This window comes from Dryocola clanedunensis (genome assembly GCF_038405435.1).
In the GTDB taxonomy this organism is placed as follows: Bacteria; Pseudomonadota; Gammaproteobacteria; order Enterobacterales; family Enterobacteriaceae; genus Dryocola; species Dryocola clanedunensis_A.
The window spans coordinates 643,316-656,253 of the sequence record NZ_JBBYHZ010000001.1 but is presented as its reverse complement, the minus strand read 5'-3'; the positions used below and the strand labels follow the sequence as shown (position 1 = coordinate 656,253).

General features: G+C 53.1%; 16 protein-coding genes. 14 read left to right on the top strand and 2 right to left on the bottom strand.

The genetic code is table 11. The features are described 5' to 3' along the window. Positions 1-379 precede the first annotated feature (379 nt). The 6 genes from ulaA to AAE045_RS02995 are packed head-to-tail and all read left to right on the top strand — an operon-like array spanning position 380 to position 4,788. A complete protein-coding gene (ulaA, locus tag AAE045_RS03020) occupies positions 380-1,786 on the top strand; it encodes a PTS ascorbate transporter subunit IIC (protein WP_455425973.1) in 1,407 nt (468 codons plus the stop codon). A gap of 3 nt (positions 1,787-1,789) precedes the next feature. Next, the gene (ulaB, locus tag AAE045_RS03015) at positions 1,790-2,095 is read left to right on the top strand and encodes a PTS ascorbate transporter subunit IIB (RefSeq protein WP_455546404.1); all 306 of its coding nucleotides are present in this window, start codon (positions 1,790-1,792) and stop codon (positions 2,093-2,095) included. A gap of 9 nt (positions 2,096-2,104) precedes the next feature. Further along, positions 2,105-2,572, top strand: coding sequence for a PTS ascorbate transporter subunit IIA (gene ulaC / locus AAE045_RS03010; RefSeq protein ID WP_455546403.1), 468 nt, complete (start codon positions 2,105-2,107; stop codon positions 2,570-2,572). Between the two features lie 10 nt (positions 2,573-2,582). Further along, positions 2,583-3,239: a 3-keto-L-gulonate-6-phosphate decarboxylase UlaD gene (locus AAE045_RS03005; protein WP_455546402.1), complete on the top strand. Its 657-nt coding sequence runs from the start codon at positions 2,583-2,585 to the stop codon at positions 3,237-3,239. A gap of 9 nt (positions 3,240-3,248) precedes the next feature. Beyond that, positions 3,249-4,115 carry an L-ribulose-5-phosphate 3-epimerase gene (locus tag AAE045_RS03000; RefSeq protein ID WP_455546401.1) on the top strand — a complete coding sequence of 289 codons (867 nt, stop codon included), beginning with the start codon at positions 3,249-3,251 and terminating at the stop codon, positions 4,113-4,115. Then, positions 4,102-4,788: an L-ribulose-5-phosphate 4-epimerase gene (locus AAE045_RS02995; RefSeq protein ID WP_455546400.1), complete on the top strand. Its 687-nt coding sequence runs from the start codon at positions 4,102-4,104 to the stop codon at positions 4,786-4,788. The genes AAE045_RS03000 and AAE045_RS02995 overlap by 14 nt, the downstream gene beginning before the upstream one ends. Before the next feature lie 183 nt (positions 4,789-4,971). On the opposite strand, the gene yjfY is transcribed toward AAE045_RS02995, so the two are convergent. After that, the gene (yjfY, locus tag AAE045_RS02990) at positions 4,972-5,247 is read right to left on the bottom strand and encodes a DUF1471 family protein YjfY (RefSeq protein WP_455546399.1); all 276 of its coding nucleotides are present in this window, start codon (positions 5,245-5,247) and stop codon (positions 4,972-4,974) included. A gap of 360 nt (positions 5,248-5,607) precedes the next feature. Between yjfY and rpsF the strand changes: the two genes are divergently transcribed. Genes rpsF through rplI form a run of 4 tightly spaced genes read left to right on the top strand, consistent with a single transcriptional unit; the run spans position 5,608 to position 7,053 of the window. After that, positions 5,608-6,003, top strand: coding sequence for a 30S ribosomal protein S6 (gene rpsF, locus AAE045_RS02985; RefSeq protein ID WP_016517636.1), 396 nt, complete (start codon positions 5,608-5,610; stop codon positions 6,001-6,003). 6 nt (positions 6,004-6,009) lie between these two features. Next, on the top strand, positions 6,010-6,327 hold the full coding sequence (priB, locus tag AAE045_RS02980) for a primosomal replication protein N (RefSeq protein WP_167609871.1): 318 nt from the start codon (positions 6,010-6,012) through the stop codon (positions 6,325-6,327). Between the two features lie 4 nt (positions 6,328-6,331). Continuing rightward, on the top strand, positions 6,332-6,559 hold the full coding sequence (gene rpsR, locus AAE045_RS02975; protein WP_000135199.1) for a 30S ribosomal protein S18: 228 nt from the start codon (positions 6,332-6,334) through the stop codon (positions 6,557-6,559). A gap of 41 nt (positions 6,560-6,600) precedes the next feature. Further along, entirely contained in the window at positions 6,601-7,053 is a 453-nt protein-coding gene (rplI, locus tag AAE045_RS02970) for a bL9 family ribosomal protein (protein ID WP_455425966.1), read from the top strand. Positions 7,054-7,122: 69 nt separating this feature from the next. Here the strand turns inward: rplI and AAE045_RS02965 are convergent, their stop codons facing one another. Then, on the bottom strand, positions 7,123-7,728 hold the full coding sequence (locus AAE045_RS02965) for a LysM-like peptidoglycan-binding domain-containing protein (protein ID WP_455546581.1): 606 nt from the start codon (positions 7,726-7,728) through the stop codon (positions 7,123-7,125). Positions 7,729-7,963: 235 nt separating this feature from the next. Here AAE045_RS02965 and fklB point away from each other — a divergent pair, with 235 nt between their 5' ends. The 4 genes from fklB (at position 7,964) to AAE045_RS02945 (ending at position 12,935) form a co-directional block, all read left to right on the top strand. After that, positions 7,964-8,584 (top strand): FKBP-type peptidyl-prolyl cis-trans isomerase, encoded by a 621-nt coding sequence (fklB, locus tag AAE045_RS02960; RefSeq protein WP_202306572.1) that lies wholly within the window; start codon positions 7,964-7,966, stop codon positions 8,582-8,584. Positions 8,585-8,995: 411 nt separating this feature from the next. Continuing rightward, a complete protein-coding gene (gene cycA / locus AAE045_RS02955; RefSeq protein ID WP_455546398.1) occupies positions 8,996-10,405 on the top strand; it encodes a D-serine/D-alanine/glycine transporter in 1,410 nt (469 codons plus the stop codon). Between the two features lie 481 nt (positions 10,406-10,886). After that, the gene (locus AAE045_RS02950) at positions 10,887-11,273 is read left to right on the top strand and encodes an ectoine synthase (protein WP_455546397.1); all 387 of its coding nucleotides are present in this window, start codon (positions 10,887-10,889) and stop codon (positions 11,271-11,273) included. A gap of 36 nt (positions 11,274-11,309) precedes the next feature. Then, positions 11,310-12,935: a 4Fe-4S dicluster domain-containing protein gene (locus AAE045_RS02945; RefSeq protein WP_455546396.1), complete on the top strand. Its 1,626-nt coding sequence runs from the start codon at positions 11,310-11,312 to the stop codon at positions 12,933-12,935. Positions 12,936-12,938: the final 3 nt, after the last annotated feature.

The window sequence follows — 12,938 nt, the reverse complement described above, 5'->3', positions numbered from 1 at the left end:
CCTTCTCCTGACCTGTTTTAAAATCAAATGTAATCATTTTATGATTTGATGTGATTTATATTGGCATCAAAAATCAGCCTTGAGAAGCATTATTTCTATGCTGCGTATCAGGTTATTGGGCTGTTGCCGACGGCGATCTGAAAGGTTAAATAACGGCTATATTATTTATATTATTGATTTTAAGGTAGTTAAGTGGGGTTTGTGGTCAGGGATAATTACCTTCATAAGCGTAAGGTAAATAATTTGCGAAACATCTCACAAATAATCAAATTTGATCTTGTTGTGATTGCTTTTGATTCATAAAGTGTGGGCACACCGCTTCCACCTGTCGGTCACTTTCGGGTACATGGACAGGGAGCACTACCCTACGGAGAGCTTTATGGAAACCCTCTACAACGCCTTTACCATCTTTTTTAACCAGGTCATGACGAACGCGCCGCTGCTGCTGGGGATCGTCACCTGTCTGGGTTATCTCCTGCTGCGTAAAAGCGCCAGCGTCATCATCAAAGGCACCATCAAAACCATTATCGGCTTTATGCTATTACAGGCGGGATCAGGCATTCTGACCGGCACCTTTAAACCGGTAGTCGCGAAGATGTCGGAGGTGTACGGGATTAACGGTGCTATTTCAGACACCTATGCTTCGATGATGGCCACTGTCGAAAGAATGGGGGATGCCTACAGCTGGGTGGGCTATGCCGTCCTTCTGGCGCTTGCGCTGAATATCTTCTACGTCCTGCTGCGGCGGGTGACGGGCATTCGTACCATCATGCTCACCGGGCATATCATGTTCCAGCAGGCGGGGCTGATTGCCGTCTTCTTCTTTATTCTCGGCTACCCAATGTGGACCACCATCATCTGTACCGCGGTGCTGGTTTCGCTCTACTGGGGCATCACGTCCAACATGATGTTTAAACCCACTCAGGCGGTGACGGAAAACAGCGGTTTTTCTATCGGTCACCAGCAGCAGTTTGCTTCCTGGATTGCCTATAAAATCGCGCCGTATCTGGGCAAAAAGGAGGAGAGCGTTGAGGATCTCAACCTGCCGGGATGGCTGAATATCTTCCATGACAACATTGTTTCTACCGCCATCGTGATGACGCTGTTCTTTGGCGCTATTCTCTGCTCGTTTGGTCTCGACACCCTGCAGGCAATGGCCGGCAAAACCCACTGGACTATCTACATCCTGCAAACCGGCTTCCAGTTTGCCGTCGCTATTTTCATTATCGTTCAGGGCGTAAGGATGTTCGTGGCTGAGCTTTCGGAAGCCTTCAACGGTATCTCTCAGCGCTTAATTCCCGGGGCCGTGCTGGCCATCGACTGTGCGGCAATCTACAGCTTCGCGCCGAACGCTGTGGTCTGGGGCTTTATCTGGGGCACCATCGGTCAGCTAATTGCGGTAGGCATTCTGATCGCCATCGGCTCTTCCATCATGATCATCCCCGGCTTTATTCCCATGTTCTTCTCTAACGCCACTATCGGCGTATTTGCTAACCACTTCGGCGGCTGGCGCGCGGCGCTAAAAATCTGCCTGGTGATGGGCATGATTGAAATTTTCGGCTGCGTGTGGGCGGTGAAGCTTACGGGGCTAAGCGCCTGGATGGGGATGGCCGACTGGTCGATTCTGGCACCGCCCATTATGCAGGGGCTGACCCTTGGCCTGTGGTTCATGGGCGTCATTGTGGTTATCGCACTGGTTTACATGTTCTTTGCCGGGCGCACGCTGCGCCAGGAAGAGGACGCTGAAAAACACCTGACAGAAACTTCCGTCAACGAAAGGAATTGAATTATGACCGTACGCATTCTTGCTGTTTGTGGCTGTGGGCAGGGCAGTTCCATGATTATGAAAATGAAAGTCGATCAGTTTCTGACCGAACAGGGCGTGCAGCACAGCGTCAACAGCTGCGCCGTCGGGGAGTATAAAAGCGAGCTGAGCGGCGCAGACATCATTATCGCTTCCACCCATGTCGCCAGCGAAATCACGGTGTCGGGCAACAAGTACGTGGTCGGGGTTCGCAACATGCTGAGCGCCGCGGACTTTGGTCCGAAGCTAATGGAAGTGATTCAGGCGCATTTTCCGAAGGATATGCAGTAAGGAGCCATGATGAAATTACGTGATTCGCTGGCGCAGAATAACGCTATCCGCCTGCAGGCGGAGGCTGAAACCTGGCAGGAAGCGGTAAAAATCGGCGTCGATTTGCTGGTGGATGCCGGGGTTGTGGAGCCACGTTACTACCAGGCCATTCTGGAGGGGGTGGCGCAGTTCGGCCCTTACTTCGTTATCGCACCGGGTCTTGCCATGCCCCACGGAAGGCCGGAGGAAGGCGTGAAGCGCACCGGCTTTGCGCTGGTGACGCTGAAAACACCGCTGGTCTTCAACCATGACGATAACGATCCGGTAGACATCCTGATTACCCTGGCTGCGGAAGATGCCCATACCCATCAGGAGGTGGGCATCATGCAGATCGTCAACCTGTTTGAAGATGAAGCCAATTTTGATCGCTTACGCGCCTGCCGAACCGAGCAGGAAGTGCTGGACTTAATCGACCGCGCCACGGCTGCGGCTGCCTGAGGAGTTTTTTATGTCTCATTCATTACCCATGTTGCAGGTCGCGCTGGATAACCAAACCCTTTCGGATGCCTACCGCACCACGCGACTGATCGCCGAAGAGGTGGATATTATCGAAGTCGGCACCATTCTTTGCGTGGGCGAGGGCGTGCGTGCGGTACGTGACCTAAAGGCGCTTTACCCGCACAAGATTGTGCTGGCGGATGCCAAGATTGCCGACGCGGGGAAAATCCTTTCTCGTATGTGTTTTGAAGCCAGTGCGGACTGGGTCACCGTCATCTGCTGTGCGGACATCAACACCGCAAAAGGCGCGCTGGAAGTCGCCCGCGAATTTAACGGCGATGTGCAAATCGAGCTGACCGGCTTCTGGACGTGGGACCAGGCGCAGGAGTGGCGTAAAGCGGGGATTGAGCAGGTGGTCTACCATCGTAGCCGGGATGCTCAGGCTGCGGGCGTAGCCTGGAGCGAAGCGGATATCACGGCGATAAAACGCCTGGCGGATATGGGCTTTAAAGTCACGGTTACCGGCGGTCTGGCACTGGAGGATTTGCCGCTCTTTCAGGGCATCCCGATTCACGTCTTTATAGCCGGGCGCAGCATTCGTGACGCCGCAGATCCCGTTGCGGCGGCGCGACAGTTCAAACGTTCCATTGCCCAGCTTTGGGGATAAGGAGCGGTTATGTTGCACAAACAGGTTCCGCTGGGTATCTATGAAAAGGCGCTCCCCGTCGGGGAGTGCTGGCAGGAAAAGCTGGCTCTTGCGGCAACGCTTGAGTTTGATTTCGTGGAAATGTCGGTGGATGAAACGGATAACCGGCTGTCGCGCCTGGACTGGAGCCGTGAACAGCGGCTGGCGCTGGTGCAGGCCGTGGCCGAAACTGGGGTTCGCGTTCCGTCGATGTGCCTTAGCGCCCACCGCCGCTATCCGCTGGGGAGTGAAGACGATGCGGTGCGTAACCAGGGGCTGGAGATCATGCGCAAAGCCATTGAGCTGGCGCAGGACGTGGGCATTCGCGTTATCCAGTTGGCGGGTTATGACGTCTATTACCAGCAGGCTAACGACGAAACCCGCCGTCGTTTCCGGGAAGGATTAACCCTGGCGGTTGAAATGGCGAGCCGCGCGCAGGTGACGCTGGCGATGGAAATCATGGACTACCCGCTGATGAACTCCATCAGCAAGGCAATGGGCTATGCCCACTATCTTAATAATCCGTGGTTCCAGCTTTACCCGGATATCGGCAATCTCTCCGCGTGGGATAACGACGTGCAGATGGAGCTGCAGGCAGGAAGCGGGCATATCGTCGCCGTTCACGTTAAAGACACGCGCCCCGGCGTTTTTAAAAATGTGCCTTTTGGCTCGGGCGTCGTGGAGTTTGAACGCTGCTTTGAGACGTTAAAACTCAGCGGCTATCGCGGCCCGTATCTTATTGAAATGTGGAGCGAAGCGGCGGAAGACCCGGTAGTGGAGGTCATTAAAGCCCGGGACTGGGTGCTTGAACGCATGGCGCGGGCAGGATTGCTGGAGGAAGGTTATGCGGCAGCTTAAACAGCAGGTCTTCGAGGCGAACATGGCGCTGCCGCGTCATGGGCTGGTGACCTTTACCTGGGGAAACGTCAGCGGTATCGACCGCCAGCGCCAGCGCGTGGTGATTAAGCCAAGCGGCGTGGCGTATGAGCAAATGTCGGCAGATGACATGGTGGTGGTTGATATGAACGGCGTGGTCATTGAAGGGCGGTATCGTCCCTCCTCGGATACGGCAACGCACCTTGCGCTTTATAAAAAATACCCCGAGCTGGGCGGCGTGGTGCATACCCATTCCACGCACGCCACGGCCTGGGCGCAGGCAGGGTTGTCCATTCCCGCGTTTGGAACCACGCATGCGGATTACTTCTTCGGGGATATTCCCTGTACCCGTGCGCTGTCCGAAGAGGAGGTACAGGGCGAGTACGAGCTTAATACCGGCAAAGTGATCATCGAAACGCTTGCCCGGGCTAACCCGCTGCACACGCCGGGCATGGTGGTCTATCAGCACGGCCCCTTTGCCTGGGGAAAAGATGTTGACGAGGCGGTACACAATGCCGTGGTGATGGAGGAAGTGGCGCGTATGGCGTGGATTGCACGCGGCATCAATCCGCAGCTGAAACCTGTCGATAGCTACCTGATGAACAAGCACTTCCAGCGTAAACACGGCGCTAACGCCTACTATGGTCAGAGATAATTGTCCGATTTCATGAAAGCGACAGGCGTCAGGGAGTGCAGCCAGCGGCCCCAGAGTCCGTAGTAAAACGTGCATAAAAAAAGCCCCCGTCACGGGGGCAAATCATACGTTGGCTTTCTATGTCGTTGTGGTATTCCTGGTGTTAACGCTGGGACTGACGGTGCTGCTTACTCGTACCTGCTGTTACCTGTAAATATCTGCGCTGACCCGCATATTGCCGTTACTACCCGGCTCTCTCATTAAAATGGTGTGGTAGTAAGCCGCACCGTGCTGGTCAGCATCCTGATGTATCGCCTCTTCAGCTTCCTGCTCGGTGGCAAAATTATGGTTGATGTAAATCACGCCGAGGCTCTGCACATCATCCATATTTCGGGCGATGCGGCTGTCTATTTTGATCGCTGCCGTCGCATTTGCGCTTAGCAAAAATGCCGCGGCAAGAAAATAAGCGAAGGTTTTCATATTTGCGCTCCACTACAGCTGGTGTGTTATCAGTGGTCGTCGCTCCTGTGAATGATTAGTGGCGGCCTGTGATACTAAGTGTAAACCGATGTGGTTGAATAAAAAGCGACCATTTCTGATGGTGTTGGTCAAAAATTTTTAGTGATCCAGCTCAACTTTATAAAATTCACGGTGTTAGTCCGTCGTGGGTTTTTTGTCCGTCAGCCAAAAGAATTAATTTCCGTTCGGCCTTGAGTTTGTCAGGCCCCGCAAGTATGATTACGCGTCAATTTTTCAGCCGCCTTTATAAACACGTTCCTTGCTTCCATGGGCCGCGGCTGACCCTGACAGGAGGCTGAATAATCCGTAAGGAGCAATTCGATGCGTCATTACGAAATCGTTTTTATGGTCCATCCTGACCAGAGCGAACAGGTTCCGGGTATGATCGAACGTTACACTGGTGCAATCACTGCAGCAGAAGGTACGATCCACCGTCTGGAAGACTGGGGCCGCCGTCAGCTGGCTTACCCGATCAACAAACTGCACAAAGCTCACTACGTTCTGCTGAACGTTGAAGCTCCGCAGGAAGCGATCGATGAGCTGGAAACTAACTTCCGCTTCAACGACGCCGTTATCCGCAGCATGGTTATGCGCGTTAAGCACGCGGTTACCGAAGCATCTCCAATGGTTAAAGCGAAAGACGAGCGCCGTGAGCGTCGTGACGATTTCGCGTCTGAAACCGCTGATGATGCAGATGCTGGGGATTCTGAAGAGTAATTTCTGATGACGGCAAACCGCCTGGTTTTGTCTGGCACAGTGTGCAAGACGCCCCTGCGCAAGGTCAGCCCGTCAGGAATTCCTCACTGCCAGTTCGTGCTTGAGCATCGTTCTGTGCAAGAGGAGGCCGGTTTCAACCGGCAGGCATGGTGCAGAATGCCCGTTATTATTAGCGGACACGCACACCAGGCCATTACTCACAGTATAACGGTCGGCACGGTACTTACGGTTCAGGGCTTCATCACTTGCCATCAGGCAAAAAATGGGCTGAACAAAGTGGTATTGCATGCCGAGCAGATTGAATTGATAGATTCTGGAGACTAGCCATATGGCACGTTATTTCCGTCGTCGCAAGTTCTGCCGTTTCACCGCGGAAGGCGTTCAAGAGATTGACTATAAAGACATCGCTACGCTGAAAAACTACATCACCGAAAGCGGTAAGATTGTCCCAAGCCGTATCACCGGTACCCGTGCAAAATATCAGCGTCAGCTGGCTCGCGCTATCAAACGCGCTCGCTACCTGTCTCTGCTGCCGTACACTGATCGTCATCAGTAATCGGTCACGGTCCATTAATACGACTTTGAGAGGATAAGGTAATGCAAGTTATTCTGCTTGATAAAGTAGCAAACCTGGGTAGCCTGGGTGATCAGGTTAACGTTAAAGCGGGTTATGCTCGTAACTTCCTGGTACCACAGGGTAAAGCTGTTCCTGCTACCAAGAAAAACGTTGAATTCTTCGAAGCACGCCGTGCAGAACTGGAAGCTAAACTGGCTGACGTTCTGGCTGCTGCTGAAGCTCGCGCTGCGAAGATCAACGCACTGGAAACCGTTACTATCGCGTCTAAATCAGGCGACGAAGGTAAACTGTTCGGTTCCATCGGTACTCGCGACATCGCTGACGCTGTAACTGCAGCTGGCGTTGAAGTGGCTAAGAGCGAAGTTCGTTTACCGAACGGCGTTCTGCGTACCACTGGCGCACACGAAGTGGACTTCCAGGTTCACAGCGAAGTGTTCGCTAAACTGACTGTAAACGTTGTTGCTGAAGCTTAATTTAAGCTGAATCAGACGTTAAAACGCCGGCCAAGTGCCGGCGTTTTGCATTTTAACATCGCCATAAATTTATTGTGCGCGCAGGAAGCTGCCGTCAGGCTGACGCGTGAACAGAATCTCTCCGCCGCTGCCTGAATCAATCGTCAACCCCGTCACTATGCCATTCGCGTTCTGGCGAATCTTCACCATCTGCCCGGTCTGTAGCGTACTCAGCGGTTTGCCGTCGCCTTCTACCTGCGCCATGGCATAGACATCTGCTGGCGGCAGGTTATGGTCGCGAAACAGCTGCGCCATCGTCTGGCCGGACTCCACGCGGTAGGAGCGCCACTGCTGCTCGATATCGTTGTTGGCGTGGGGGACGGGCGCCTGGCTGTGGGCCTGCGGTTCTACCGGCGCTGGTACGGGTTCTGCTGGGGTAACAGGGGTAGCGTTAGCCGGAGGGTTGACCAGTTCGGCATGCATCGGTGTCTGGGATTCAACCGAGAGCTGCGCATCGCGCGTGACCGGGCGGTCAGGCTCATCCGCCGTGGGGAGTAAGAAGCCCACCACCACGACTGCGGCGGCAATAATAATGCCCCGGCGGTGCAGGGGAGGAAGCGGATCCATCAGCCGGAAATGCTCAGGGGCGTGCCAAATCCGTACGAGCATTGGTTTAATAGCGAATCGCATCGGCAACACTCCTCAAGTCCACATAATGTGCTCTGACCATTTCCCAACTCCATTATAGAACGCTAACTGTTTGATGCAGTGAACGATCCCGGTTTCCGTGACGCTTCACCGTAATTTAGCACTCATCAGGCCATTGTTCCCGTTTCGTTCGCATTTGTCACTCACCGGCCTTTTACATTTTACCCGACCAGATGACGCTGCTATGCTGCACGCCTGCTTTTAAAACCTTAAAGGAAAATTCATGACAACCCCTTCTTTTGACAGCGTCGAAGCGCAAGCAAGTTACGGTATTGGTTTACAGGTCGGTCAGCAGCTGAGCGAATCTGGTCTGCAGGGTCTGCTGCCAGAAGCGCTGGTGGCGGGTCTGCGTGATGCGCTGGAAGGCAACGCGCCGGTTGTTCCTGTTGATGTTGTTCACCGTGCCCTGCGTGAAGTGCACGAACGTGCCGATGCGGTGCGTCAGGAGCGTCAGAAAGAGATGGCGGTAGAAGGTCAGAAATACCTGGAAGAAAACGTCAAGAAAGAAGGCGTGAGCAGCACCGAATCCGGCCTGCAATTCCGCGTTCTGACTCAGGGCACCGGCGCAATTCCTGCGCGTAAAGATCACGTTCGCGTGCACTATACCGGTAAGCTCATCGACGGCACCGTATTCGACAGCTCCGTTCAGCGTGGCGAACCGGCTGAATTCCCGGTCAGCGGCGTGATCGCAGGCTGGATTGAAGCCCTGACCCTGATGCCGGTTGGCTCGAAGTGGGAACTGACTATCCCTCACAACCTGGCCTACGGCGAGCGCGGCGCTGGCGCGTCCATCCCGCCATTCAGCACCCTGGTCTTCGAAGTAGAGCTGCTGGAAATTCTGTAAGCTGTATAAAAAAAATTGCCCCGGCTAATGTCGTTAGTTTTAGACCGTGATACCCGGGGCGACCACCGGGTTTGGCGTCCCTCCGGGAACCAAATCCCGGTGTTTCCCCTAATTCATTGGCTTAAGTGAACGGCGTTACTGCTCGACGGGGTTTTAGTTTGGTTCTTAACAAATAACCGTGATTTAATCTTGCATATGCCCACGTTCCGGGTATTTTTGTGAGGCACTTCGCAATGCGACAGTGATTTCGCACTCAAATAAAACAAAAAATTAACAAGATCGTTTTTTGCAGGTATTCATCCCGCCGAATCTCTCCTACTATCCAAGTGCTTTCTACAAGCAACATCACACACTTTGACGTAAAGGCCAGAAGAGCCTGAACACAACAGACAGGTACAGGAAAAACACAACATGGTAGATCAGGTAAAAGTCGCTGAAGCCGCCCAGGCTCCGGCCGAGCAGTCGCTACGGCGAAATCTAACGAACCGCCATATTCAGCTAATCGCCATCGGCGGCGCTATCGGCACCGGCCTGTTTATGGGCTCCGGTAAAACCATCAGCCTCGCGGGGCCGTCCATCATCTTCGTCTACATGATCATCGGCTTCATGCTGTTCTTCGTGATGCGGGCGATGGGGGAGCTGCTGCTCTCCAATCTCGAATATAAATCCTTCAGCGATTTTGCCGCCGACCTGCTAGGCCCGTGGGCCGGGTATTTCACCGGCTGGACGTACTGGTTCTGCTGGGTAGTGACGGGCATGGCCGATGTGGTGGCGATAACTTCCTACGCGCAGTTCTGGTTCCCGGGACTGTCCGACTGGGTGGCCTCGCTGGCCGTTGTCATCCTGCTGCTGAGCCTGAACCTGGCCACGGTGAAGATGTTCGGGGAGATGGAGTTCTGGTTTGCGATGATCAAAATCGTCGCCATCGTGGGGCTGATTGTCATCGGCCTGGTGATGATCCTGACGCACTTCCATTCGCCATCGGGCGTTGAGGCCTCCTTCAACAATCTGTGGAATGACGGCGGCTGGTTCCCGAAAGGCCTCAGCGGCTTCTTTGCCGGCTTCCAGATAGCGGTCTTCGCCTTCGTGGGGATTGAGCTGGTGGGCACAACAGCTGCGGAAACCAAAGACCCGGAGAAATCTCTGCCGCGCGCCATTAACTCGATTCCAGTCCGCATCATCATGTTCTACGTGTTTGCGCTGATCGTCATTATGTCGGTCACGCCGTGGCGTTCCGTGGTGGCGGATAAAAGCCCGTTCGTTGAGCTGTTTGTGCTGGTGGGCCTGCCTGCCGCCGCGAGCATCATCAACTTCGTGGTGCTGACGTCGGCGGCATCCTCGGCCAACAGCGGCGTGTTCTCTACCAGCCGCATGCTGTTCGGTCTGGCGCAGGACAAGATGGCCCCGCAGGCGTTCGCTAAGCTGTCTAAGCGTGCCGTTCCGGCTAAAGGGTTAACCTTCTCCTGCATCTGCCTGCTGGGCGGTGTGGTGATGCTGTACGTGAATCCGAACGTCATCGCAGCTTTCACGATGATTACCACAGTATCGGCGATTCTGTTTATGTTCGTCTGGACGATTATTCTGTGCTCGTACCTCGTGTACCGTAAGCAGCGTCCGGAGCTGCACAAAAAATCCATCTACAAAATGCCGCTCGGCAAGCTGATGTGCTGGGTTTGCATGGCGTTCTTCGTGTTTGTGATTGTGCTGCTGACGCTGGAAACGGATACCCGTCAGGCGCTGATGGTGACGCCGCTGTGGTTTATCCTGCTGGGAGCGGGCTGGTTGTTCATCGGCAGGAAACGCCTGGCCAAAATGCGGTAATAAAGTTTTCGGCAGCCTCTGGCTTCGGCGATGCCGGTTCCAGAAGTGAGAACAGAAGAGGCGGAGTGATTATTCACCCGCCTTTTTTCTGCCGTGCCCAGCTGAACGCTGGCATTTTCTGCCAATGTGAAATTACGATTAGCCATTCCTCCTCGAAATACACTGAATAATGATTCTTTACTCGTAGTTATTAACAAAATACCTGATTATTTAACCTAATAAATGACCGTTATGCTACTCTAAGTGTGTTCTTAATATTCTCGCAATACGCCCCTAGTAAATCATATGTTTCATAAATGTAATGGTTAGCTGTTCTGACATGATAAAAAAACTGAATTTTTTATTTTGAAAAATAAAATGTGACTTTATGATTTTAACGCTATAAATATAAAGACTTATTTATTTTTGGTTCTGATATAAATGTTAGGTGTTCAAGTAATTGACCTGAAAATTTATGTTAATAAACCAAGAGGGCAGGAAAATGATTGTTCGTTCAATAGATGATGTGATTAATACCGACCGCGATATTGCATGGGGGGCAGGGAAAAGCCGCCGTTTATTACTTGAAAAAGACGGAGTAGGCTATTCGCTCACCGAAACGATTATTGAAGCTGGCACCGAATCTATCCTTGAATACACCAACCATCTGGAAACCTGCTACTGCATTGAGGGCGAGGGTTGGGTTAAAGATCTGGTGACGGGTGAGCGCCACGAAATCTACCCTGGCGTTATGTACTCCCTGAATAAAAATGATAAGCACATTTTGGCGGGCACCACGCGCATGAAACTGATGTGTGTGTTTTATCCTGCATTGATTGGCCCGGAATCACATCAATTAAAAGGTGATGGCAGCAGCTCCAGTTACTAATAATCAGGTAAACCTTTACTGCCCGGAAAATATATTATGCCTCAGATTATGCATGTTGATGTATTAATAATTGGTGCAGGTGTGGCCGGTCTGTCTGCCGCAGCACGGCTATTACAATTAGCGAAGCAGCAACAGCAAACGCTTTCCGTTTGTATTCTGGAAAAAGCCGAACAGATAGCTGAGCATATTATTTCCGGTGCAGTAATGGATACCCGTGCGTTGGATGAATTATTTCCCGATTGGGAGCAAAGTTTTAATGCCCCACAAACGACAAAAAACGATCAGCATCTGCATCTGCTTTTAAATAGTCAACGCGCCCTGACGCTGCCTGATTTCATCATTCCTGAGGTATTCAAATATAACGATGGGCGATTAATAAGTCTGGCTGGGTTTTGCCGCTGGCTGGCTGAAAAGGTTACCCGGTTGGGGGGAGATATTCTGACCCAGGTTCCCGCTCGCCAGTTCGATTACGACGAAGCAGGCCGGGTGTGCGGCGTGGTTACCGGTGACTATGGTCGTGATGAAAAAGGGCGCCCCGGGGGGAATTTCATGCCCGGGATAAGAATACGCGCGCGGCAAACGCTTTTAGCCGAAGGCGCAAGAGGATCGTTAGCGCGTCTTGCCACAGAACGTTTTTCTTTGGCTGAACATTGCCGGCCACAACATTATGCTCTGGGCTTAAAAGAGATATGGCAGCTAGACTCAGTCCGCCATCACCCCGGGCGCGTTGAGCATTTTGTCGGGTGGCCATTAGCTTCCCAGGAGGTTAACGGCGGCATGTTTGTTTATCATTTACCCGAACAGCGGGTCGCCATAGGGCTGATTGCCGATCTTGACTACAAGCATCCTTATTTTAGCGCTGCGGACAGTTTTCAACGCAGCAAGCACCATCCCCGCCTGCGCAAGCTGCTTGAAGGTGGCACGCGCCTGGAGTTCGGCGCCCGGACGTTAGCCAAAGGCGGCTGGTTCGCCCTGCCGAAAATGACGTTCCCTGGCGGAATGCTGATTGGTTGTGCTGCGGGTACGCTTAATCCGCAACGAATGAAAGGCATCCACACGGCGATGAAAAGTGCGATGCTGGCAGCAGAGGTGCTCTATCCCTGGCTGCAGTCCAGGGCACAGGACGCTCAGCTCGAGCAAACCTTCTCAAAAGCATTGCGGGAGTCGTGGCTCTGGCAGGAATTATTCGCCGCGCGGGATTATACCCCTGCCATTCAGCAGCATGGCACCCTTGTCGGCGCTGCCCTTTGGTGGAGCAGCCAATACCCTGGTCTGAACCACCTTATTCATTTTCGTCAGCCTGCCCCTGCGGATCACTTACAGACCTTAGCTGCCAGCAGTGGCGAACCACCGGCGTTCAGGCCAGACAATATCATCAGCTTTGATAAGCCTTCATCTCTCTATCTCAGCCATTTAAGTGGCCGCTCCTATCAGCCGTGTCATTTACAGCACACAAAGCTGACCACCCAGCAGCAGGAAATGAGCGTGCACTACTGCCCGGCCGGGGTCTTTAGCTGGCTTGAAAACAGCGGCGAGCGGCACTTTCAAATTAGCGGGCAAAACTGCCTGCACTGCAAAACCTGTGACATCAAAGATCCCCTGCAAAAATTGCGCTGGACTCCTCCTGAAGGGGGGAGCGGGCCACGCTATCTGGATATGTAAACG